The organism is Branchiibius hedensis (genome assembly GCF_900108585.1).
In the GTDB taxonomy this organism is placed as follows: Bacteria; Actinomycetota; Actinomycetes; order Actinomycetales; family Dermatophilaceae; genus Branchiibius; species Branchiibius hedensis.
Genome location: NZ_UESZ01000001.1, coordinates 2,850,705 through 2,872,724, shown reverse-complemented (window position 1 = coordinate 2,872,724; position 22,020 = coordinate 2,850,705). Strand labels below are relative to the sequence as shown.

Below are 22,020 nucleotides of genomic sequence, written 5' to 3'. Positions count from 1 at the left end.
AAGCTGATCTATACGACGGATGAAATCGTCAAGGGTTCGGCGAAGGTCGATGTGGTTGCCATGCCGCGACACTCACTGCATAGGCGCGCTCGGCTTGCTCGACGATCGCCCGTTCGGCATGACGGCGCGTCTTGTCGTTGTAGGCCGCTGCGGGGGTGCGATCGTTGCCGCGCTTGGACCGCGCGCCGGCGGCGAGTTCGAGTTTGCGGTGCTTATGGGCGGTGAGGCTGGGCCGGGCGAACGCGTAGTCCTCACCTTTAGTCACCAGGTGCCATGCGAGCACGGTCATCTTCCGGGCGGTCGCGACTACCGCGATTTGGAACCCTCGCTTTTCGCGGATCCGTTGATAGAACCCGACTCGTGCCACCTGAGCGGGATTTCGCGGTCGGCGAGTCATCGGTGCTGGTCAGGGCGTTGCGGTTCCCGCTTTTGACACACTAATCGGGCCGATAATCTGGGGTCGTGGTGTTCGTGCGGAAGGTCAAGACCGCCTCGGGCGCGACCGCCGTGCAGATCGCGCAGCGCGTCGATGGACGCGACAAGGTGCTGGAACACCTCGGCTCTGCGCACACCGCCCAAGAGCTAGCGGTGCTGGTGCAGGTTGCTCGGCAGCGTCTTCACCCCGGGCAGGGCGAACTGGACCTGAGCGCTGGAGCTGTCCCGGCTGGTCAGGGCGTGATTACCGGCAAGACCAGCGCCGTCCTGTGGGAGGTCCTGTCGCAGGCCTACACCGCCCTGGGGTTCGACGCGCTCGGCGACCCGGCGTTCCGGGAGTTGGTGCTAGCCCGGATCATCGAGCCGACCTCCAAGGCGGACACGGTGCGTGTCCTGGACGAGATCGGCGTCGAACACGCGGCGTTACGCACGATGTTCCGCTCCCTGAAACGCTGCGCCAGCGCCGAGTATCGGGACGTGTTGGCGGCGGCGTGTTTCGAACACGCCGCTGCTGCAGGGGATCTCAGCTTGTGCCTGTACGACGTGACCACGTTGTATTTCGAAGCGGAGAAGGAAGACGACCTGCGCAAGGTCGGCTACTCCAAAGAGCGCCGGGTCGATCCACAAATCGTGGTCGGGCTGCTGGTGGACCGGCAAGGGTTCCCGTTGGAGATCGGCTGCTATGAGGGCAACCAGGCCGAGACCGCCACCATCGTGCCGATCGTGACCCAGTTCCAAGAGCGGCACGGCCTGGCCGATATGGTGGTGGTCGCCGACGCCGGCATGTTATCGGCGGACAACCTCACCGCGCTGGATGAGGCGAACCTGCGGTTCATCGTCGGCTCCCGGGTCGTCAAAGCCCCCGGTGACCTGGCCAACCACTTCCACTGGCGCGGGGATGCGTTCACCGATGGGCAGGTCATCGACACCATCACCCCCAAGAGAACCTCCGTCGCGGCGAAAGCCGAGAACGACCCCAACAAAGCCGCCGAACCGGTGTGGGACCGGCAGGACAATCCGTTGTCGTGGCGGGCGGTGTGGGCGTACTCCCGGAAACGCGCCGTCCGGGACGCCAAGACGTTGACGATCCAGCAGCAACGCGCGCAGGCCGTGGTCGATGGGGAACGGGCACCCAAAAAGCCCCGGTTCGTCAAAACCGTTGACGGCACAACGGAATTGGACCAGTCATCGTTGGACCGTGCGCAGCGGCTGGTCGGGTTGAAAGGCTATGTCACCAACATCCCCAAGGCCACGATGCCCGCGGCCGAGGTCATCTCGAAATACCACGACCTGTGGCAGGTCGAAGCCTCATTCCGGATGTCCAAAACCGACCTGCGAGCCCGGCCGATCTTCCACCACGACCGCGACGCGATCGAAGCCCACCTGTCCATCGTGTTCGCGGCCCTGGCGATCAGCCGGCACTTACAAAACGCCACCGGCCTCAGCATCCGCAAGATCGTGCGAACCCTACGCCCGCTGCAGCAGATCACCGTGCAGATCGCCGGTCACCAGCACGTCGCCGCCGACCCACTCAACCCACTCGCGGCCGAGATAATCGCCGCGACCGGCACAACTTGGCCGACACACTAAATTGGCACGAGTCGGGCGGATCCGTTGATAGAAGGCCCGCAAGGGCCCTGGTGCCCTCGAGGCCGACCATGCTGCTTCGACCATCGCACCGCGCACCTGGGCGCGGCCAGCCTTACTGATGCGCCCGTGGACCGGGGCCGAGTTACCCGACTGGCGCACCTTGGGGTTGAGCCCGAGGTAGGAGACCAGCTTGTCCGGCGAGGCGAACCTCGTGAAGTCACCGACCGCGGCGATGATCGCGATCGCCGTGATCGCGTCGACGCCAGGGATGGTCATCAGGCGCAACGCTGTGGGGTCAGCCAACGCCGCCGTGGCCAGGTCCTTATCGACTGCGGCGAGTTCGCTGGCATGGAAGTCGATCTGTCGCAGCAACGCTTGCACACTGTCCCGTTCGTCGATCGGGAGTTGCTGCGCAGCAAGCCAATGCCGCCCGGATTTGCCGAACAAGTCGCTGACCGGGGGTGTTGGAACCAGATTGCGGTTCAAGATCGCATGGATCTGGTTCTTGCATCGGGTGCGTTGCCGCACCAGATGGGTCCGCCGCGAAACCTGCCGGCGCAGCGACCGTGTTCGCTCATCGGGAAGCCACACTGGCGGCAGGAAGTCCGCGGCGAGCAGTTGCGCGAGGATACGCGCGTCGACTTTGTCGGTCTTGACCTTTGCCTCGGCGATCGCGCGCACCTTGGTGGGGTTAGCCACTACGACTCGAGTCACCAGTGGCGTCAACAACGTGGCGATAGCGTCGCTGTTACCGGTGGCCTCGAGCACCACTTCGTCGTCCGTGCGCAGTCCTGCAGCCCATTCCCGCAACGCCTCAGGAGTCACGCCGATGCGACCGTCGTCGCGGGTGAGACCGCCTTCGACAACCGCGAGCTGAGCGAATTCACGGTGTACGTCCATGCCGATGTATCTGACCATCACCTATCCCTTTCGTCAGTAGTGATCGGGGAACCGGTGGGCGGAACGACACCTACGGATACGCGCTCTCAGCGCAGCCGGACCAGTCGCAGGGGCGGCCAACTACTAACGCGAGTTCACAACTCATTGTGTAAGAACGGCCTGCCCGTGCTGGTTCCCCAGACGCCCCTGTCCCGGACGGTCGCACCGTACGCCCAACCAGTACGGTCGGGCCAGCAGAACAACACGCGGACGCCTGAGGTCTTTCATACCCGGTACCAACGGGATCGAGTCGTTAAACGCCGGTTCCGGGCCGCGACCAGTCGACGGGGCCATTTCCCCGACGAGCAGCGGTCGTGCAAATGAATCAGGCTCACGGGGATTATCAACCCGCCAAGGGAGATTTGAGACGCTCCGATCCGGGGTTGGTCTTCGCCCTTCCTGTCGGAGGTCGGTTCGTTGTGGGTGTGGTGACTCACACTATCCTGCCGCTTGGTGAACTCTGCTGGATATCAATCGTTTCATATCCGGAGGCTCCAGGTTTGTCTGATGCAATGGACGTAAGTGAGTGGGGAGGACCGATATTCATCGTTTCAGTAAATTCAGATGCTCGCAAGAAGGACCTTATCAAAATTGGGTATATGGAGATTCCACTGGCCTTACAGAAGATCCCACTTTCCGGCTAGTTGGATCGCCGGACGGCGACAAATAGTACCCCTTGTTCCCGCTAGGCAAGTGGGTGGAAAAGTCGCTGCCGATTCCAACTTTCGTAGGGGCCCGTGGATTGAGTGAGGCGTTGAAGAGAGGGCGTCCGCCGTGGGATTGGGAACGCCAGTGATGGCGATGAGGCCAGTTGCGGTCCCTTTGAGTTCGTGCACGGAAGGGTGCAGGTAAGTGGCTCTGCACGAGCTTCTACACCGTGGATTGTGTAGACCCTCTTTCGCCCCGCCTCGGTGTGAGGCGTCGCCTTGCTTATCAGTGTCAACTTTGACCTGTCCAGCGTGGCGTCTGCAGGGTGGGGAGGCTAGCCGATCAGCACAGTCCCGTCCGGTTCGATGTTGACCACCGGCTTGTCGGATCCGGCTGTGCTCTGGTCGAGTTCGGCGTCGAATGCGGCCACGACGACCTCGTCGGGACTGAGGCCGATCGGGACGCTCTCGTTGCGCAGGTTGATCACCAACCGGTAGGCCCCACGCTGGATCCGGATGAGGTCGTCGTCGATGGTCGTGGCGATGGTGCCGAGAGCGGGATCGCTCAGGTCCGCGACCTGATGCCGCAACGCGATCAAGGTTCGGTACCACTGCAGCACCCGTGCGTGATCGCCTGTCTGCCCCGACTCGTGCCACTTGAGCGGGATTTCGCGGTCGGCGAGTCATCGGTGCTGGTCAGGGCGTTGCGGTTGCAGGTTTTGACACACTAATCGGGCCGATATTCTGGGGTCGTGGTGTTCGTGCGGAAGGTCAAGACCGCCTCGGGCGCGACCGCCGTGCAGATCGCGCAGCGCGTCGATGGACGCGACAAGGTGCTGGAACACCTCGGCTCTGCGCACACCGCCCAAGAGCTAGCGGTGCTGGTGCAGGTTGCTCGGCAGCGTCTTCACCCCGGGCAGGGCGAACTGGACCTGAGCGCTGGAGCTGTCCCGGCTGGTCAGGGCGTGATTACCGGCAAGACCAGCGCCGTCCTGTGGGAGGTCCTGTCGCAGGCCTACACCGCCTTGGGGTTCGACGCGCTCGGCGATGCCGCGTTTCGGGAGTTCGTGTTGGCCCGGATCATCGAACGACCTCCAAAGCGGACACGGTGCGTGTCCTGGACGAGATCGGCGTCGAACACGCGTCGCTGCGCACGATGTTCCGCTCCCTGAAACGCTGCGCCAGCGCCGAGTACCGCGACACCCTGGCGACTGCGTGCTTCGAACACGCCACTACCGCAGGAGATCTCAGCTTGTGCCTGTACGACGTGACCACGTTGTATTTCGAAGCTGAGCAGGAAGACGACCTACGCAAGGTCGGATACTCAAAAGAACGCCGGGTCGATCCACAAATCGTGGTCGGGTTGCTGGTGGACCGCCAAGGGTTCCCGTTGGAGATCGGCTGCTATGAGGGCAACCAGGCCGAGACCGCCACGATCGTGCCGATCGTGACCCAGTTCCAAGAGCGGCACGGCCTGGCCGACATGGTGGTGGTCGCCGACGCCGGCATGTTATCGGCGGAGAACCTGGGCAAGCTCGATGAGGCGAACCTGCGGTTCATCGTCGGCTCCCGGGTCGTCAAAGCCCCCGGTGACCTGGCTAAGCACTTCCACTGGCGCGGGGATGCGTTCGCTGATGGGCAGGTCATCGACACCATCACCCCACGGCGGGTCAGCGCCGCAGCGAAGGCGGAGAACGACCCCAACAAAGCCGCCGAACCGGTGTGGGACCGGCAGGACAATCCGTTGTCGTGGCGGGCGGCGTGGGCGTACTCCCGTAAACGCGCTGTCCGGGACGCCAAGACGTTGACGATCCAGCAGCAACGCGCGCAGGCCGTGGTCGATGGGGAACGGGCACCCAAAAAGCCCCGGTTCGTCAAAACCATCGACGGCGCAACCGAATTGGATCAATCAGGTTTGGATCGGGCTCGGCGCTTGGTCGGGTTGAAGGGCTACGTCACCAACATCCCCAACGCCACGATGCCCGCAGCCGAGGTGATCGCGAAGTACCACGACCTGTGGCAGGTAGAAGCCTCGTTCCGGATGTCCAAAACCGACCTGAGAGCCCGGCCGATCTTCCATGACGACCGCGACGCCATCGAAGCCCACCTGACCATCGTGTTCGCCGCCCTCGCGATCAGCCGACACCTCCAGCAGCAGACCGGGATCAGCATCAAAAGTATCGTGCGAACCCTGCGCCCGTTGCAGCAGATCACCGTGCGAATCGCCGGTCACCAGCACGTCGCCGCCGATCCGCTCAACCCACTCGCGGCCGAGATTCTCGCTGCGACTGGCACAACCTGGCCGACACACTAAATTGGCACGAGTCGGGTCTGCGGTTGCGACCAGTCAAGTTTGGACCGCGTGAACGTCTCCTGATCCTGCGGGTCCGGAACCTCCGAACCCCAGCCATGAGAAGCGAATTCGGCCTTCCGACCCTTCGATACCGCCTTCGCCAGCTCGGGATCCTGGTGGTCGGTGAAGTACTGCCAGGGCGTCGTGGCACCCCACTCTTCTCCCATGAAGAGCATCGGGGTGTAGGGACTGGTCAGCAGCATCGCGGCCCCGGCGGCGACCCGACCTACCGACACCAGTTCCGCCAGTCGGTCGCCGGTGGCACGGTTGCCGACCTGGTCGTGCGTCTGCAGCGACGCCACAAACCGCCAACCGGGAGACGTCGCGGGGTCGACCGGTCTGCCGTGGTGACGATTGCGGAACGTCGAGTAGGTGCCGTCATGGAAGAACGGGGTCCGCAGCACCTTGGACAATGCCTCCGGATCGGCGAAATCGCCGTAGTAGCCGCCGGTTTCGCCGGTCAGTCGCACGTGCAGCGCGTGGTGGACGTCATCAGCCCACTGGGCGTCCATGCCGAGTCCGCCGACGTTGCGTGCCGAGACGGTGCCGGGGTCGTTGCGGTCGGACTCGGCGATCAGGGTGAGTTCCCGCCCGGTCGCGGTGGCCAGCATGACCACCTCGGCGGCGAGTTGTTCCAGGAACGGCAACGCGCGACCGTCCATCAACGCGTGTACAGCATCCAGGCGCAGGGCGTCGATGTGGAAGTCGCGCAACCACATCATGGCGTTGTCCAAGAAGTACCGCCGCACATGATCACTGCCCGCGCCGTCGAGGTTTACCGCTGAACCCCACGGCGTCTTGTAGGCATCGGTGAAGTACGGACCGTAGCTGGGCAGGTAGTTCCCGCTCGGTCCGAGGTGGTTGTAGACGACGTCCAAGCACACCGCGAGACCGCGCTGATGGCATGCGTCGACGAACCGCTGCAGACCGGCGGCTCCTCCGTAGGGTTCGAACACGGCGTACGGGCAGACTCCGTCGTAGCCCCAGCCCCGGCTGCCCGGGAAGGCGGCCACGGGCATGACCTCCACGACGGTCACCCCCAGATCGGCCAGGTAGTCCAACTGGTCGATCGCCGTCGCGAACGTGCCGCCCGGGGTGAAGGTGCCGATGTGCAACTCGTAGACCACGCCACCCCTCAGTGGTGGCGCAGTGAATCCTTCGTCCTGCCAGTCGTATTCGCCCAGGTCGAGCACGGCCGACCGCTCGTCCGGCCCGTCCGGTTGGGACAGCGACCGGGGGTCGGGCAAGACCTTCGACTCTCCCTCATCGGTGTGCAGCACGTAGCCGTAACGATCACCTGCAACCGCCTCCGCCTCACCGCCGAACCAGCCCTGCGCGCCCGCGGTCAGGCGGATCCGTTGCTCGCCCAGGGCGAGATCGACTGCGGAGGCATTGGGGGCCCAGACCTCGAACTTCACGACACCTTCTCCAGTACGGCGACCGGCAGCTTCTCGAGCACCTCACCGACCGCCGTGGTCCCGCCCGCGGTCTCGGCGCCGGTCAACACATCGCGCCACGGTCCGTCAGGCAACGTGACCTCGGTGTCCGCCCACCCACCAGACCGGGCGAGGCGGGCCGGCGCCCGCGTCACCAGCACGAGGACTGCATCACGAGATCCGCTGCCGGGCAGGCGAAGTCGCGATGCATTGCCACGGGTGAACGCAATCAGGTGGTCGTTTCCGGTCTTGATCGGCTGGTAGCCACCGTTGAAGACGCCAGGGAGGCGACGCCGCAGCTCGAGGACCCGGCCCACCAGGTGGGTCTTGTCCGCGCTGAGGTCGGCGCCCCACGTGGTGTCGCTGATCAGGGCGCGGGCGTTGGCGCCGTAGTCGACCGGTCGGCGGTTGTCGGGATCGACCAGGCTGAGATCGAGTGCCTCGCAGCCCTGGTAGGTGTCCGGGATACCGGGGATGGTGAGTTCGAGGGTCCGCGCGCCCAGGACACAGGCGCGGATGGCGTCGGCGTTCTCGGTGATGGCGTTCTCGATCGCGTCGTGCGTGGAGCCGGAATCACGGAATTTCTGCGCCAGCGCAATGACTTTCGTCTCATAGTCTTCATCCGGATGTGTCCACGTCGAGTGCAACTTTGCCTCACGTAAGGCCTTGGTGAGGTAACCGGTGAGGCGGTCGTCGTCGATCGGCCCGACGCCGAGGATGGTCTGCCACACGAAGTGGCCGACGTCGGGATCGACGCCAGCCTTCTGCGACTCCTTGCGGGCAGCCGCACTGATCCGGGACCACGCGTCGGGGTCACCGCCGACTGCGACTAGTCGTGCCCGCACATCTTCGGAACGCTTGGTGTCATGGGTCGACAGCGTGGTCATCGTGCGCGGCCAGGTGTCGGGACGGGTGACCGACCAAGCCGTCAAACGCTCCGGACCGGCAGTCGCAAAGCGAGTGGGATCGCCGCCGACCTCGTTCAGTGCGACGAACGGGTTCCAGCGGTAGAACGTCGTGTCCTCGATGCCCTTGGCCATCACCGGACCCCACGTCTGCTGCAACCGGATGCCGAAATCCGTTGCGGCTTGGTCGTCGTCAGCAAAGACCGTCAGCGGGACCAACGCGGTCAACTCCGCGCCGAGGTCGGGACGCGTCTCGGCCGCGGTGACGAACGCCTTGCTGAGTCGCGCGCGAGCCTGCTCACTCAACCGGGTCTCCGGCTTGGCGTACGCGCGGTACACCTCACCGGCCACGACGAGTTCGGTGATCGCCTCGCGAAGCCGGTCCGGGTCGTGATCGGGCAGTGCTTGCGCGGCGCGGCGGGTCAGGCGCTCGATCTCCGGGCCGAAGGACTGCGTGACCACCTGACGCTTGGCGGCGGCAACCGCGGTGTCGTAGTCCGGCTCACCACCGGAGGCGACCCACTCGTTCTCGATGACGTCGGCGCTGGCCTCGTCGATCAGTGCGGTATCGATCAGGCCCAGTGCGTCGTACCCGGTGGTGCCCGCGCACGGCCAGTTGGTGGGCAGTTGTTCACTGCCCTCGAGGATCTTCTCGACCCAGATCGGCGTTCCTTTGTCGGTGCCGTCGCTGAGGCGCTCCAGGTAACCCACGGGATCGGCCAGGCCGTCGGGGTGGTCGATCCGGAAGCCATCGATCAGGCCCGCTTTGTGCAACTCCAGGAGCAGCGCGTGGGTCGCGTCGAAGACCTCAGGGATCTCGACGCGGACGGCGATCAGCTCATCGACCTCGAAGAAGCGGCGGTAGTTGAGCACCTGGTCTTTCTCGTGCCAACTGGCCAACCGGTAGTGCTGCTGCGCAACGGTCGCGGCGACGTCGTCACTGGCTGTGCCTGCTGCGAGCGGCCACACGTGGTCGTAGTACCGCAGCACCGGCTCGTCACCGCTGGTGTCGATGCTGAGTTCGCCTGCAGCCAGGACGTTTCCGAGGGTGTCCCCCAGGACGGGGATCCCGAGCTTGCCGTCGCCGGCCGCCCAGTCGATGTCGAACCACTCAGCTGTCGCCGCATCCTGACCATCCCGGAGCACTTGCCACAGTTGATGATTCAGGTTCTCCGGTGCCGCGAAGGCCATGTGGTTGGGCACCACGTCGACGATGATCCCGAGCTCGTATTCGTGCGCGGCCTGCACCAGGGTCTCGAAACCCGCGCGACCGCCCAACTCCGGATTGATCGCGGAGTGGTCCACCACGTCGTACCCGTGCATGGAGCCCGGCATCGCGGTCAGGATCGGGGACAGGTACAGGTGGGAGACGCCCAACTCCCGCAGATAGGGCACCTGCTCGGCGGCGTCCGCGAAGGTGAAGTGTTCGTTGAGTTGTAGCCGGTACGTCGCTGTCGGCGTGTCGCGCATGGGTCCCATCCTGCCGTGGCCGCCCGGGTGTCACTTCCCTAAGGGTCATGTGTCCTGACGTGATCTGCCAGACGTACGGCGCCCCGCGTCCTACGCTGAGCCGTGCCGTTCACGCCCGCCCACATCGCCGCCGTCCTACCGGCGACCGCCAAACCGCGGCGTTGGGTGGTGCCTGCCGCTTGGGTCGTCGGATCGGTGGTGCCGGATCTGGTGTGGTTCCTGTTCAGCACGGACGCCTACAACGCGGCGCATTCGTTGCGGGGTGTGGTCACGCTGGATCTGGCGGTTGGCGTGGTCATCGTCGTCGCTTGGCGACTGATCGTGCTCACGCCCACACGCGACGCCCTGCCTGCGGCTCTCGGTGAGCAGGTGCCGGATCGCGGGACGGTGCGTCCGTGGGAGTGGCCGGCGGCCGCCCTGGGAGTGGTCGCCGGCGCGCTGACCCATGTGGTGTGGGATTCCTTCACCCACCCCGGGCGCTGGGGCAGTTCGCGTATCCCGCTGCTGCGCGACGACATCGGCCCGATGCCCGCCAGCCGCTGGGCCCAGTACGCCAGCGGTGTGATCGGCGTACTCATCGTGGTGGTCTATCTGGTGCGGCGCTACCACCGCCACACGGGGCGGCCGGTGGTGGACCGCCGGCTCACCCCGGCATTGCGATGGGTGTTCCTCGTCGCGGTGCTCGGCGTTCCGGTGCTGCTGGCCGCGATCACGGGTGTGCACGCGATGCCCGAGGGAATCCGTATCGCGGGGGTTGCTGCGGTGCGCCGGTTCAGTGTGACGTTGCTGGCGATGGTGGTGCTGGCCAGTTGTCTCTGGTGGTTGCTGCCGCGCCGGACCGGTCCCTGACGCCCCCGACTTTCGCTGCGCAACTCACGTGGCGCGGAGGTCGCCAGGTGAGTTGCGCTGCAGAAGTTCCGTCGGTCAGAAGGGGGCCGGCGGGTTCAGCTGCGAGGTGGTGATCGCGTTGTCCGGGACCTTCCACTTGGCCAGGATCTTGCCGTAGGTGCCGTCCTTGATCAGCGAGTTGACCGCGCTGACCAGGGCCGGAGCGATCGGTGAGCCCTTGGCGGTGGCGAAACCGACCGGGGTGGTCGAGAACGTCCCGAGGTACTTGGTGTTCGGGATCTTGGTCGCCTGGTATTTCAACGTGACCGCCGGGCCGAAGAACACGTCGACCTTGCCGTTCTGCAGCCCTAGGTAGATCGGGGCCGTGTCGGCGAAGTACTGCACGGTCCAGTTCGGCTTACCCGCCTTGGCGCAATCACCGGCGTGGCTCTCCAACTGTTTCTGGAAGGTCGTGCCCGGCGAGGTCGCGAGCTTCAGACCGCACAGATCCGTGATCTGCGAGACCTTGTCGATCTTCAGGTCCTTGCGGCCCAGGAAGGCCTGGCCGTCATTGAGGTACGTCGCGAAGTCGACAACCTGGCTGCGCGCCTTGGTGACCCCGAAGTTCGCCTGCCCCGCCTGATATTTGCCGTTCTGCACGCCGGGGATGATCGAGGCGAACGTGCCGAACTCCTCTTTGAAGGTGATGCCGAGTTTCTTGGCGACTGCGTTGCGCAGATCGATCGACAGCCCGATCTCCTGACCGCTGCTGTCGACCCCCGCGTGCGGCAGTCCGGCGGTACCGACTGCCTGGGTGGTGCCGAGCGTGATGACGTCGGACTTCTGGACCGTCTGCGGCAACAACGTGCGAGCAGCGTTGTCGACCTTGACCGCGCTGACCAGGTCAGCGGTGGGTTGGTCGGAGGAGGTGGCAGCCTGGCCGGAGGAGGAGCAACCGGCGAGAGCGATTCCCAGGACGGCGAGGGCCGGGACGAGTGGGCGCGTGGACATGGTGGTTCCTTTCGAGGGTTTTTGCTGAATCACAGTGGGGTTGGAGCGGGTCGCCTCCTGAGGTTTGGAGCGCGTTGCACCACACATCGCGAGAGCGTGGGTCAACGACTTCCAAACCCCGGGGGAGGGAAGGCGAAGGAAGGAAAGGTGGGCCGGTTAGAGGACTGCGGACAGGAATGCCCGGGTGCGCGGGTCTTGTGGATCGTCGAGAATCTCTGCCGGAGAGCCCTTTTCGACGATGTGACCGCCGTCGAGGAAGACCACGGTGTCGGCAACCTCGCGAGCAAAGGCGATCTCGTGGGTCACGATGATCATCGTCATCCCGTCTGCTGCGAGATCGCGGATCACCGCGAGCACCTCCCCGACCAGTTCCGGGTCGAGTGCGCTGGTGGGTTCGTCGAAGAGCAGCAGCCGCGGGCGCATCGCGAGCGCGCGAGCGATGGCGACTCGCTGCTGCTGGCCGCCGGACAACTGGGCCGGGAAGGAATCCTCACGGCCAGCGAGGCCTACCCGCGCGAGCAGCTCGGACGCCGTACGGGAAGCATCGGACCGGGACGCGCCACGCACGGACACGGGCGCCTCGATCAGATTCTCCAAGACGGTCAGGTGCCCGAAGAGGTTGAACTGCTGGAAGACCATGCCGAGATCCGCGCGCTGGCGGGTGATTTCGCGCTGGTGACGCTCGACCAGCCGGCCGCGGTGCTCGCGGTAGCCGATGATCTGCCCGTCGATCTCGACGTAGCCACCGTCCGGCTTCTCCAAGTGGTTGACGCAGCGCAGCAGGGTCGACTTGCCCGAACCGGAGCGGCCGATCAGCACGGTGACGTCGCCGGTGTGCACGTCCAGGTCGATGTCTTCCAGGACAGTCTGCAGGCCGAACGACTTGTGCAGCCCGCGAATCCTCAGCAGCGGATCGCCGACCTCGCGGATCGTGTCGGTCGTTGCGATGGCAGTCATGCGCCCACCCCCGCATCGATACGGGCATTCTTGCTGCGATACGGCAGCAACGGCAGGCCGGAGCGGAATACCTCACGCAGAGAACGCACGTCGCGGCGATGGCTGCGGTTGTAGTGCCGCTCGATGAAGTACTGCAGCACCGACAAGGCGGTCGTGATGATGATGTACCAGAGCGTCGCCACGATCAGCAGCGGCACGACCTGGAAGTTGTCGTTGTAGATCAACTGCGCGGAGTAGAGCAGGTCCTGCACCGCGATCACGCTGACGATGGCGGTGGCCTTGACCATTCCGTTGGCGAGGTTGCCGCTGGCCGGGATGATCGCCGGCATCGCCTGGGGGAGCACGATCCGTCGGAAGATCCGGCGGCGCGACAGGCCCAGCGCCTCGGCCGCCTCGGTCTGTCCGCGGTCCACCGACAGCAATCCGCCGCGCACGACCTCGGCGGAGAAGGCCGCAACGTCGAGAGTCAGGGCAATGAACGCGGCGATGATCCCGGAGAAGAGGTTGGCGGTCTGAACCGACGCGAACTCCGGACCGAACGGGATCCCGATCGACAGCCGCGGATAGAGCGAGGCGAGCTGGAACCAGAACAGCACCTGCACGATCGCCGGCACCGAGCGAACGATCCACACGAAGGTGAAGCTGACGCTGCGCAGGATCGGGTTGCTGGACAGACGCATCGCGGCCAACCCGATCCCGAAGAGGTACCCGACGACGAACACCGACGCGGACAGGGCCAGCGTCAGACCGAGACCCCGCAGGATCGAAGGTGCCGTGAAGTACTGGGCGACGATGCCCCATTGGAAGCGTTGATTGGTGATCAGCGTGTTGACGAACATCGCGACGAGGACGACGACGGCTGCGGCCGCCAGCCACCGGCCGGGGCGGGGCGCCGAGACGAGACGCGCGGTGCGTAACGGATCGTCGGTCGCCGCAGATCTCGCCTGCGAGGTCGCCGTCGACGCGTCGGCATCGAGCAGGGTCATGGTCGAATCACCTTCCAGATCAATCGCATTCGGAACTCTGCCGATGCAATGGCATGCGCTTGTGGGCCGGGCCGGCTCACCGGGTCGTCACCTGGGGCACCCCACCGCTGCGGAGGGTTGCCGGTCAGCAAGCCAGGGCTTGACGCTGACGCTCATAACCAAACGTGAGGCTAGGCCAAACACCGCGGCATGGCAAATGCCTACTGAACCGATGGGTGTTAGGAGAGCCGGTTAGGCTGACTCCAGAACCCTGCGTCGACGGAGGATGGCCGTGCAGATTTCGGCGAAAAGCGACTACGCCGTGCGTGCTGCCCTGGAGATGGCCGCCCGTGCCCCCGACCTGCTGACGATCGACGCGATCGTGCAGGACCAGGGCATGCCGCGTAAGTTCGTCGAGGCCATTCTCGGCGACCTGCGCCGGGCCGGAATTGTCCGCACCCAGCGTGGTTGCGCGGGTGGCTACACCCTGGCCAAGCCGGCATCGGAGATTGCCATCGGCGACATTCTGCGCGCCGTGGACGGGCCCCTCGCGGAGGTGCGGGGCCTGCGGCCGCATGAGACGACGTACGGCGGGGTGGCCTCCCATCTGCCCGATCTGTGGGTGGCCGTGCGGTCCAGTCTGCGGCAGGTGCTGGATGAGGTGACGGTGCAGCAGCTGCTCACCGGTGCGCTGCCGGCCAAGGTGCGTCGGCTCAACGACGTCGAGGACGCCTGGCTCCCTCGCTGACATGGCCCTCAAATCCCACTCTGAGAGTAGGGATTAGACATCACGGCTGGTTTGTTCTAGCCTCACAAATGGTTATGAGTGTCAGCGACAAGCCCTGGCTTGCTGACCGGCAACCCTCCTGCGCGGTGGGGTGCTCCAGGTGATGACCCGGCACTTCCGACCGGAGGTGCAAGCGCGAATGTGCATGGCGGCGCCGACCGCGATGCCCGGAAGAGATGGGATAACCATGTCTGACCTTCATCTGGCCGTAGCCCTCGATGGTGCCGGTTGGCACCCGGCCGCCTGGCGCGAGCCGGACGCCCGTCCGGGGGAACTGTTCACCGCCCGCTACTGGACCGACCTGGTGCAGCAGGCCGAGCGCGGGTTGCTCGACCTCGTCACCATCGAGGACGGCTTCAGCCAACAGGCCGACCACCACGAGGCCGCCAGCGAGCGGACCGACCGGGTGCGTGGCCGGTTGGACGCCAACCTCGTGGCCGCCCGTGTGGCACCGACCACCTCGCACATCGGCTTGCTGCCGACAGTGGTTGCTCCGCACACCGAGCCGTTCCACGTCTCGAAGGCCATTGCGACGCTGGATTACGTCAGCACCGGTCGGGCCGGTGTCCGGGTGCGCTCGAGCGTCAGCCCGCAGGAGTACGGCAACGTCGGGCGGCGGCCGGTGCCCGAGCTGCCCGGCGACGGGGTGCCAGCGGCACTGACCCGCATCCTGTTCGGCGAGGTCGAGGACTACATCGAAGTGCTGCGCCGGCTCTGGGACAGCTGGGAGGACGACGCGGAGATCCGCGATGTGGCAACCGGTCGCTTCGTCGACCGCGAGAAGCTGCACTACATCGACTTCGAGGGCTCCGAGTTCAGCGTCCGCGGCCCCTCGATCACGCCGCGGCCACCGCAGGGGCAGCCACTGGTCTCGCTGCTGGTGCATCAGCAGGCTGGTTACGAATTGCTCGCGCGCAGTGCGGATCTGGGGTTCGTGACCCCGGCCGACGCCGCGGACGCCCACAACATCTCCACCGCGGTCCGCGCCGCCACGGCACAGGCCGGCCGGACCGCGGGGGAGGTCAACCTCCTCGGCGACGTCGTCGTCTTCCTGGACGACACGTACGCCGCCGCTGCCGCGCGCAAGGAGCGGCTCGACGTACGTGATGGGGCTGAACTGCACAGCGACGCAACGATCTTCGTCGGCACTCCCGGCGAACTTGCCGACCTGATCCTGGACTGGCAGTCCGCGGGCCTGGACGGGGTGCGCCTGCGCCCGGGTGCCCTGCCGCACGACCTGAGCCAGATCACCGACGCCCTGGTGCCCGAGTTGCAGCGGCGCGGAGCGTTCCGGACGGCGTACGACGCCACCACCTTGCGGGGGCACTTCGGCCTTGTCCGGCCCGCCAACCGCTACGCCGCCTGAGAGGAAACACGGACATGACCAAGCAGATCCACCTGGCCGCCCACTTCCCGGGCGTCAACAACACGACGGTGTGGAGCGACCCGCAGGCGGGTAGCCACATCGAGTTCGACTCCTTCAAGCGGTTCGCGCAGATCGCCGAGCGCGGCAAGTTCGACTTCCTGTTCCTCGCTGAGGGGCTGCGCTTGCGGGAGCAGAACGGCAAGATCTACGACCTGGATGTCGTGGGCCGCCCGGACACGTTCACGATCCTGGCGGCGCTGGCCGCGGTGACCGAGCACCTTGGGTTGACCGGCACGATCAACTCCACCTTCAACGAGCCCTACGACGTGGCAAGGCAATTCGCGTCGCTGGATCACCTGTCCGGTGGGCGTGCGGCGTGGAACGTCGTGACGTCCTGGGATGCGTTCACCGGTGAGAACTTCCGCCGCGGCGGCTTCCTCCCGCAGGATCAGCGCTACGAGCGGGCCCGGACCTTCCTGCAGACGGCTGCGGAGTTGTGGGACTCGTGGGGTCCGTCGGATCTGCTCGCGGACGTCGACTCGGGGCAATTCGTCTCGCGGGTCGACGCTGGTGCTTACGGCCACCATGACGACCACTTCGACATCAGTGGCCGCTTCAACGTGCCGTCCCCGCCGCAGGGTCGCCCGGTGATCTTCCAAGCCGGCGACTCCCACGATGGTCGGGAGTTCGCGGCCTCCTCGGCGGATGCGATCTTCAGCCGGCACGGGACGCTGGAGGACGGCAAGGCGTTCTACGAGGACGTCAAGGGCCGCCTGGCCAAGTACGGTCGCCGGCGCGACGACCTGCTGATCCTGCCCGCAGCGACCTTCGTGCTTGGCGACACGGATGCCGATGCGCAGGAAAAGGCAACCGAGGTGCGCCGGCAGCAGGTCAGCGGGCAGACCGCTCTGCGGTTCCTGGAGCAGTTGTGGAACCGCGACCTGTCGCACTACGACCCGGATGGTCCACTGCCGCAGGAGGATCCGGACCTGGGCGAGCACACGATCGCGCGCGGTCGGGCCAGTGTGCGTCGGCACGACGACATCCTCGAGACGGCACGCTCCTGGCGGGCCAAGGCCGAGGCGGAGAAGCTGTCGATCCGCGAACTGATCATCGAGGTCACCGCGCGGCAGAACTTCGTCGGCTCGCCGGAGACCATCGCGACGACCATCAACGACTACGTGCAACAGGACGCCAGCGATGGCTTCATCCTGGTGCCGCACATCACCCCGACGGTCTTGCACCGTTCGTGGACCAGGTGGTGCCGTTGTTGCAGGAGCGGGGCGTGTTCCGCACTGACTACGAGGGCGCGACGTTGCGGGAGAACCTGGGTCTGCGGCCGCAGACCGAGCAGGGAATCGTGGAAGGCGTTGCGTCGTGAGCGCCGACCGAGGCGAGGAAACGAGCGCAGCGAGGCCCGGAGCCGAGGCCAGAGGCGCGACCAACAACACCGTGACGACTCCGTTGTCCGTGCTGGATCTGGTGCCGATCTCGACCGGTTCAAATGCGCCGGAGGCATTGCGCAACAGCATCGACCTCGCCCAGCGTGCGGAGTCCCTCGGCTACGCCCGGTACTGGTTCGCCGAGCATCACCTCAATCCAGGTGTTGCAGGGACGTCGCCGGCCGTCGTCCTCGCGTTGGTTGCCGGTGCCACCGAGAGCATCCGGTTGGGCTCTGCTGCAGTGCAATTGGGTCATCGCACGGCGCTGTCCACGGTCGAGGAGTTCGGCCTGCTGGACACGTTGCACCCCGGTCGTTTCGACCTCGGCCTCGGACGCTCCGGTGGCAAGCCGCCGGGCTCGGAGACGCGCACACCGCAGGCGCCAGAAGGTCGTGTCCTGGACAACGGCTTGGTCATCCCGCCGGCCTTCGACTACTCGCAGTTGCTCGGCTCGCCACGGATCGCCTTGTCACAGGCGCTGTTGAAGCAGCCCGGAGCGACGTCGCAGCCCTACACCGAGCAGGTCGCGGACATCCTGGCGTTGATCGCCGGCACCTACCGCGCGGAGAACGGCGAAGAGGCGCACGTGGTCCCTGGCGAGGGCGCCGACCTGCAGATCTGGATCCACGGCAGCAGTGCCGGGGAAAGTGCGCAGGTCGCCGGAGCCAACGGACTGCGATTCGGCACGAACTACCACGTGGCACCGTCCGGAGTGCTGGAGGCGGTCGCCGCCTACCGCGAGGCGTTCGTTCCGAGCGCAACGCTTGGGTCGCCGTACGTCATCGTGTCGGCGGATGTCGTTGTCGCCGAAGACGACCAGACAGCAAGGGATTTGGCTGCCGGCTATGGCCCATGGGTGCGGTCGATCCGGACCGCCCAGGGCGCGATCCAGTACCCGACCGCCGAGGAGGCGCGCGCGCTGCCGTGGAGCCCGCAGGATGCCGCGCTGGTTGCCGACCGGGTGGACACGCAGTTCGTCGGGACGCCGGAGAAGGTGGCCGATCAGTTGGCCGCACTGCGCGACGCAACGCAGGCGGACGAACTGCTGATCACCACCATCACGCACGACCATGCGGACCGGGTGCGGTCCTTTGAACTACTGGCGAAGGAGTGGCAGCAACGATGAGTGTTGTTGTGGTGGTGGGCAACCCGAAGCCCAAGTCCCGGACGTTGTCGGCGGCGTCGCTGGTCGCCGAGCAGATTGCGGGCCGGCCGGCGGACACGGTGATCGACCTGGTCGACTTCGGCGCAGAGTTGTTGGACTGGTCCTCGACCGCCGTGGCTGAGGCCGTCGACCAGGTGCAGCAGGCCTCGGTCGTGGTCTTCGCCAGCCCGACCTACAAGGGCAGTTACACCGGTCTGCTGAAGCTCTTCCTCGACCGGATCGGCGGCGGCGCACTGCGCGAGGTCACCGCGATCCCGGTGCTGCTGGGCGGCGATCTGCGGCACTCGCTGGCGCCGGAGGCGTTCCTCAAACCGGTGCTCGCCGAGTTGGGTGCGTCCAGTCCGACACGCGGACTGTTCATCGTCGACAAGACCTGGGAGGACTCCCCGGAGCTCGCGGCGTGGCTGCAATACGAAGAACCGGTGCTGGAGCGCATCCGGGCCCGTCTCGAGACGAAGGCAGCGGCATGACCGTGTACGACATCACCAGTGGCCGGCCGCGACCGGCCTTCGACACCGCACGCCTGCGGCAGGTCTTCGGTGCGTTCCCCAGTGGGGTGACCGCCGTGGCTGCGATCGTCGATGACGTGCCGCACGGCCTGGCGGCGAGTTCCTTCACCTCGGTGTCGCTCGATCCCGCTCTGGTCTCGGTGTGCGTGGCGCAGACGTCAACCACCTGGCCAGTGCTGGAACGGGCCACCAAGCTGGGTGTCAGCGTGCTGTCGGCGGACCAGGAGCACGAGACAACCGTGCTATCCACCAAGGGAATTGACCGGTTCGCCCAGCTGGACTGGCAGCAGACCCCCGAGGGTGGCGTGCTGATCGAGCGGGCTTCGGCGTGGTTCGAGACCTCGGTGCACCAGGTCGTGCCGGCCGGCGATCACTTCATCGTGCTGTTGAAGGTGCACGACCTCGACATCGACGAAGCAGCCCACCCGCTGATCTTCCACGGCAGCACGTTCCGTCGCCTGGCGGTCTGACAGGGTGGGCCCCCCGGGGCTCGAACCCGGAACCAATGGATTAAAAGTCCACTGCTCTACCAATTGAGCTAAGGGCCCGTGCGCCGTTCGCGGGCTTTGGAACTGCGCAACGGTGCCGGGCCAGCGTAGTCGCAGCACGTCGTACGGGCACAATCGGGGCCGTCGCACCGAGCCGCCACGGAGGCTGGCAACGCGTACAGCAGACGTCCAGAAAACGTCCAGATCCACGAGGCACGCTGTCCGTGACGCGGAAGGGCGGTCAACGTGGAACCGGATAGTGGCGCACTGGTTGCGCTGTGTTGGATCGTGGCCGTTCTGGCCATCATCGGATCTGTGGTGTTGGGTGTGCAGCTCACCAAGCGCACTCCCGTGACCTTCCTCGTGCGGTTGATCACGCAGATCGTGACCTGCGCCCTCGCCGTGCTCGCGGTCGGCGCAACCCTGAACGCGCAGAACGACTGGTACGCCGACTGGGCTGACCTCGGCAACGATCTCGTTGGCGGCGGTCTACCGGCGGGGACCGTGCAGCAGGCCGGAATGGCCGTGCGGACCTTCAACACCGCGCAGGAGACAGCCACCAACCGCGCCGCTCAGGAGCGTTTCGGCGCCGAGCGCCGGGGCGAGCAGGTCTCACTGCACTTGCAGCAGAACCCTGGGCAGGGCGGCCAGGAGGTGACCGTCCACATCCCGGGCCGCGGTGCCGGCGCCGTCGGTGAAGTGAAGGTCTGGTTACCGCAGGCCTACACCGACCCGAACCAGCAGGACCGCACGTTCCCGGTGATCGAGGCGTTCCAGGGCGTGCCCTCCAGCGACCAGGCCTGGTTCAAGATCGCTCACCTCGGCACGACGGTCGGACAGTTGGCCGCCGAGCACGAGTTGAGCCAGGCGATCATCGTGTCCCCGTCGACAACGCCCGACGGCATCGACACCGAGTGCGTCAACGGCGGTGGCCGCTTTGAGATGGAGACCTGGCTGGCCAAGGAGATCCCGCACTGGATCGTCGAGCACTTCCGCGCGTCCGCGGACCGCAACGGCTGGGCCACGATCGGCTTCAGTGCCGGTGCGTGGTGCGCGATCATGACGGCGACCCTGCACCCCCAGACGTACGGCGCGGCGATCGTCCTCGGCGGATACTTCCAACCCATCTTCGGCAGTTGGCGGCCGTTCAAGAAGACACCCGAGAAGTACGACGTCCTGGCCACGGCCGAGCACCACCCGCCGGCCATCTCGGTCTGGTTGGAGATCTCCGGCAAGGACACGCTCTCGGGCCCGCCGAGCCGGCAGTTCGTGAAGGATGCCAAACCACCGATGGCGGTGACCTCGGTGACCTACCCCGACGCAGGACACCGCTTCTCGGTCTGGCTGGCTGCCTACCCGCACGCGTTGCTCTGGTTGAGCCATGCGCTGCCCCAGTTCGCGCCGAACAGGGTGGACGCGGTCGTCAGCTCACCGTGACGTGCCGCCGAGCGGGGGCCGGGACCGCTGCGCGCAGCGCGTGCAGGTGCAGCCCGGCGGCGATCGCCAACGCGACGATGGCGCCGATGACCACGGCAAGCCATCCGGCGTGCACGAAAAGCGTTGTGGAGCCTGTCGATCCGATGCTGCTGCCGACGTAGTACGCCGTCAGGTAGAGCGCCGACGCGGTTGACCGGGCGTGCGGCGGCGCGAGCAACGACACGCTGCTCGAGGCGGTCGTGTGCCCGACGAAGAACGCACCGGTGATGATCGCGACCCCGACCAGGATCACCAACAATGACCCGGACAGCGTCAACGCGAACCCGACTACGAGCAGAGCGATGGCGCCCAGCACAGTCCGGCGAGCGCCGTACCTGCTGACCACCACGCGGGTCCGGGCGGTGGCGATCGTGCCGATCACGTAGAGCAGGAAGATCGCGCCCGCCTGACCGGCGGACAGGTTGAACGGAGCCTGCTGCACGCGCACCCCGAGAGCGGTGTACGCCGCGGCGAAGCAGCACATCAGCAGCGCGCCGGTGGCGCACCAGACCCATACGCCGGGGGTGCGCAGCGAGTCCGCGGCCGCCTGCCGCATCCGGGTGTCGGCTCCCGGTACGACGATCGGCCCGCCTGTGCCCGGCTGCGGCCTGGGTCGCAGGAAGAGTAGGAGAACCCCGCAGACCAGGCAGATGACGCTCATGACGAACAGGCCGACCTGCCAGTCCGCGACGTCGGTCAACAGTCCGGTTAGGACGCGAGACAGCAACCCGCCAATTGTGTTGCCGGCCAGGTAGATTCCGGTGGCGTCAACGACAGCGATGGGGTCGACGCGGTGCGCGATGAGGGCCAGCGCGGCCGCGGGGACGGCGGAGATCAGGAAGCCCTGGGTGAAGCGGCCGGCGATCAACCAGCCCAGCGTCGGTGCGAACGGCACGAGCAGACCGACGGTGGTGGCAGCCAGCAGGAAGGCAGTCATCTTCACGAAATAGCCGCGCCGAAGGGCGATGGTGCTCAGCGGAATGAAACCGATGGCCATGCCCAGGGTCGTCGCCGACACGGTCCAACTGGCGTCGGTCTCCGAGCTGCCGTAGGTCGCAGCGATCTGCGGCAGCAGCCCCTGGGTGTTGTACATCATCAGGAAGATCGCGATCCCGACCAGGAAGACGGCGATCATCAGCCGCCGGTAGGCCGCCGATCCGCGGGTGAAGAGGTCCGATGTGCTCACCCTTCTGGTGTATCTCGTCGACCGCCGTTCCGTCCAATGATGAAATAGCGCAGATATGATCAGGA

At 66.1% G+C, this 22,020-nt stretch carries 17 protein-coding genes, 1 tRNA gene, 3 pseudogenes and 2 riboswitches; of the genes and pseudogenes, 11 read left to right on the top strand and 10 right to left on the bottom strand.

All coding sequences use genetic code 11. The features are described 5' to 3' along the window. Positions 1-28 precede the first annotated feature (28 nt). Positions 29-289 (bottom strand): hypothetical protein, encoded by a 261-nt coding sequence (locus DR843_RS13890; protein ID WP_174888836.1) that lies wholly within the window; start codon positions 287-289, stop codon positions 29-31. A 173-nt stretch (positions 290-462) separates the two neighbouring features. On the opposite strand from DR843_RS13890, the gene DR843_RS13885 reads away from it, so the two are divergent. Next, a complete protein-coding gene (locus DR843_RS13885) occupies positions 463-2,025 on the top strand; it encodes an IS1634 family transposase (protein WP_211310250.1) in 1,563 nt (520 codons plus the stop codon). Positions 2,026-2,049: 24 nt separating this feature from the next. Here DR843_RS13885 and DR843_RS20590 read toward each other — a convergent pair. Both DR843_RS20590 and DR843_RS13875 read right to left on the bottom strand, forming a co-directional pair. Beyond that, positions 2,050-2,925, bottom strand: a pseudogene (locus DR843_RS20590) (IS110 family RNA-guided transposase); the annotation flags it as partial. Between the two features lie 1,021 nt (positions 2,926-3,946). Then, positions 3,947-4,231, bottom strand: coding sequence for a DUF3459 domain-containing protein (locus DR843_RS13875; RefSeq protein ID WP_170119872.1), 285 nt, complete (start codon positions 4,229-4,231; stop codon positions 3,947-3,949). A 132-nt stretch (positions 4,232-4,363) separates the two neighbouring features. Between DR843_RS13875 and DR843_RS13870 the strand changes: the two are divergent. Further along, positions 4,364-5,925: pseudogene (locus tag DR843_RS13870) on the top strand (IS1634 family transposase). Here the strand turns inward: DR843_RS13870 and treZ are convergent. Continuing rightward, positions 5,922-7,382 (bottom strand): malto-oligosyltrehalose trehalohydrolase, encoded by a 1,461-nt coding sequence (gene treZ / locus DR843_RS13865; protein ID WP_109686721.1) that lies wholly within the window; start codon positions 7,380-7,382, stop codon positions 5,922-5,924. The pseudogene DR843_RS13870 and the gene treZ sit on opposite strands and share 4 nt — an antisense overlap. Further along, complete coding sequence (gene treY / locus DR843_RS13860; protein WP_109686719.1) at positions 7,379-9,775, bottom strand: malto-oligosyltrehalose synthase; 2,397 nt, start codon at positions 9,773-9,775, stop codon at positions 7,379-7,381. Before treY ends, treZ begins: the two co-directional genes overlap by 4 nt. Before the next feature lie 102 nt (positions 9,776-9,877). Here treY and DR843_RS13855 point away from each other — a divergent pair, with 102 nt between their 5' ends. After that, entirely contained in the window at positions 9,878-10,624 is a 747-nt protein-coding gene (locus tag DR843_RS13855; RefSeq protein ID WP_109686717.1) for a DUF4184 family protein, read from the top strand. Between the two features lie 75 nt (positions 10,625-10,699). Here DR843_RS13855 and DR843_RS13850 read toward each other — a convergent pair whose 3' ends face one another. From DR843_RS13850 to DR843_RS13840, 3 genes are all read right to left on the bottom strand, one after another. Beyond that, positions 10,700-11,614: a transporter substrate-binding domain-containing protein gene (locus DR843_RS13850; RefSeq protein ID WP_109686715.1), complete on the bottom strand. Its 915-nt coding sequence runs from the start codon at positions 11,612-11,614 to the stop codon at positions 10,700-10,702. A gap of 156 nt (positions 11,615-11,770) precedes the next feature. Then, on the bottom strand, positions 11,771-12,571 hold the full coding sequence (locus DR843_RS13845; protein ID WP_109686713.1) for an amino acid ABC transporter ATP-binding protein: 801 nt from the start codon (positions 12,569-12,571) through the stop codon (positions 11,771-11,773). After that, positions 12,568-13,557 carry an amino acid ABC transporter permease gene (locus tag DR843_RS13840; protein WP_109686711.1) on the bottom strand — a complete coding sequence of 330 codons (990 nt, stop codon included), beginning with the start codon at positions 13,555-13,557 and terminating at the stop codon, positions 12,568-12,570. Before DR843_RS13840 ends, DR843_RS13845 begins: the two co-directional genes overlap by 4 nt. A 50-nt stretch (positions 13,558-13,607) precedes the next feature. Continuing rightward, positions 13,608-13,717, bottom strand: a riboswitch (SAM riboswitch). 105 nt (positions 13,718-13,822) lie between these two features. Between DR843_RS13840 and DR843_RS13835 the strand changes: the two genes are divergently transcribed. From DR843_RS13835 to DR843_RS13810, 7 genes and pseudogenes are all read left to right on the top strand, one after another. Then, the gene (locus DR843_RS13835; protein WP_342767186.1) at positions 13,823-14,284 is read left to right on the top strand and encodes an RrF2 family transcriptional regulator; all 462 of its coding nucleotides are present in this window, start codon (positions 13,823-13,825) and stop codon (positions 14,282-14,284) included. A gap of 70 nt (positions 14,285-14,354) precedes the next feature. Next, positions 14,355-14,465, top strand: a riboswitch (SAM riboswitch). A 45-nt stretch (positions 14,466-14,510) separates the two neighbouring features. After that, on the top strand, positions 14,511-15,689 hold the full coding sequence (locus tag DR843_RS13830) for an LLM class flavin-dependent oxidoreductase (RefSeq protein ID WP_211310249.1): 1,179 nt from the start codon (positions 14,511-14,513) through the stop codon (positions 15,687-15,689). A gap of 14 nt (positions 15,690-15,703) precedes the next feature. After that, positions 15,704-16,873, top strand: a pseudogene (locus tag DR843_RS13825) (NtaA/DmoA family FMN-dependent monooxygenase); the annotation flags it as partial. A 65-nt stretch (positions 16,874-16,938) separates the two neighbouring features. Further along, positions 16,939-17,070, top strand: a complete 132-nt coding sequence (locus tag DR843_RS20865) for a hypothetical protein (protein WP_342767185.1) — start codon at positions 16,939-16,941, stop codon at positions 17,068-17,070. Then, positions 17,067-18,257 carry an LLM class flavin-dependent oxidoreductase gene (locus tag DR843_RS13820; RefSeq protein WP_245934135.1) on the top strand — a complete coding sequence of 397 codons (1,191 nt, stop codon included), beginning with the start codon at positions 17,067-17,069 and terminating at the stop codon, positions 18,255-18,257. Before DR843_RS20865 ends, DR843_RS13820 begins: the two co-directional genes overlap by 4 nt. Beyond that, complete coding sequence (locus DR843_RS13815) at positions 18,254-18,766, top strand: NADPH-dependent FMN reductase (RefSeq protein WP_109686709.1); 513 nt, start codon at positions 18,254-18,256, stop codon at positions 18,764-18,766. Before DR843_RS13820 ends, DR843_RS13815 begins: the two co-directional genes overlap by 4 nt. After that, complete coding sequence (locus DR843_RS13810; protein WP_109686707.1) at positions 18,763-19,275, top strand: flavin reductase family protein; 513 nt, start codon at positions 18,763-18,765, stop codon at positions 19,273-19,275. The genes DR843_RS13815 and DR843_RS13810 overlap by 4 nt, the downstream gene beginning before the upstream one ends. 5 nt (positions 19,276-19,280) lie before the next feature. Here the strand turns inward: DR843_RS13810 and DR843_RS13805 are convergent. Then, positions 19,281-19,353: transfer RNA gene (locus tag DR843_RS13805), tRNA-Lys, on the bottom strand. 186 nt (positions 19,354-19,539) lie between these two features. Between DR843_RS13805 and DR843_RS13800 the strand changes: the two genes are divergently transcribed. Further along, entirely contained in the window at positions 19,540-20,730 is a 1,191-nt protein-coding gene (locus DR843_RS13800) for an alpha/beta hydrolase (protein WP_109686705.1), read from the top strand. On the opposite strand, the gene DR843_RS13795 is transcribed toward DR843_RS13800, so the two are convergent. After that, the gene (locus DR843_RS13795) at positions 20,717-21,955 is read right to left on the bottom strand and encodes an MFS transporter (protein ID WP_109686704.1); all 1,239 of its coding nucleotides are present in this window, start codon (positions 21,953-21,955) and stop codon (positions 20,717-20,719) included. The genes DR843_RS13800 and DR843_RS13795 overlap by 14 nt on opposite strands. Positions 21,956-22,020 lie beyond the last annotated feature (65 nt).

Coding starts and splice junctions, on each gene's coding strand:
- DR843_RS13890 (WP_174888836.1), bottom strand. CDS start 289: ATGACCGTGCTCGCATGGCACCTGGTGACTAAAGGTGAGGACTACGCG.
- treY (WP_109686719.1), bottom strand. CDS start 9,775: ATGCGCGACACGCCGACAGCGACGTACCGGCTACAACTCAACGAACAC.
- DR843_RS13850 (WP_109686715.1), bottom strand. CDS start 11,614: ATGTCCACGCGCCCACTCGTCCCGGCCCTCGCCGTCCTGGGAATCGCT.
- DR843_RS13845 (WP_109686713.1), bottom strand. CDS start 12,571: ATGACTGCCATCGCAACGACCGACACGATCCGCGAGGTCGGCGATCCG.
- DR843_RS13840 (WP_109686711.1), bottom strand. CDS start 13,557: ATGACCCTGCTCGATGCCGACGCGTCGACGGCGACCTCGCAGGCGAGA.
- DR843_RS13835 (WP_342767186.1), top strand. CDS start 13,823: ATGGCCGTGCAGATTTCGGCGAAAAGCGACTACGCCGTGCGTGCTGCC.
- DR843_RS13830 (WP_211310249.1), top strand. CDS start 14,511: ATGTCTGACCTTCATCTGGCCGTAGCCCTCGATGGTGCCGGTTGGCAC.
- DR843_RS13815 (WP_109686709.1), top strand. CDS start 18,254: ATGAGTGTTGTTGTGGTGGTGGGCAACCCGAAGCCCAAGTCCCGGACG.
- DR843_RS13810 (WP_109686707.1), top strand. CDS start 18,763: ATGACCGTGTACGACATCACCAGTGGCCGGCCGCGACCGGCCTTCGAC.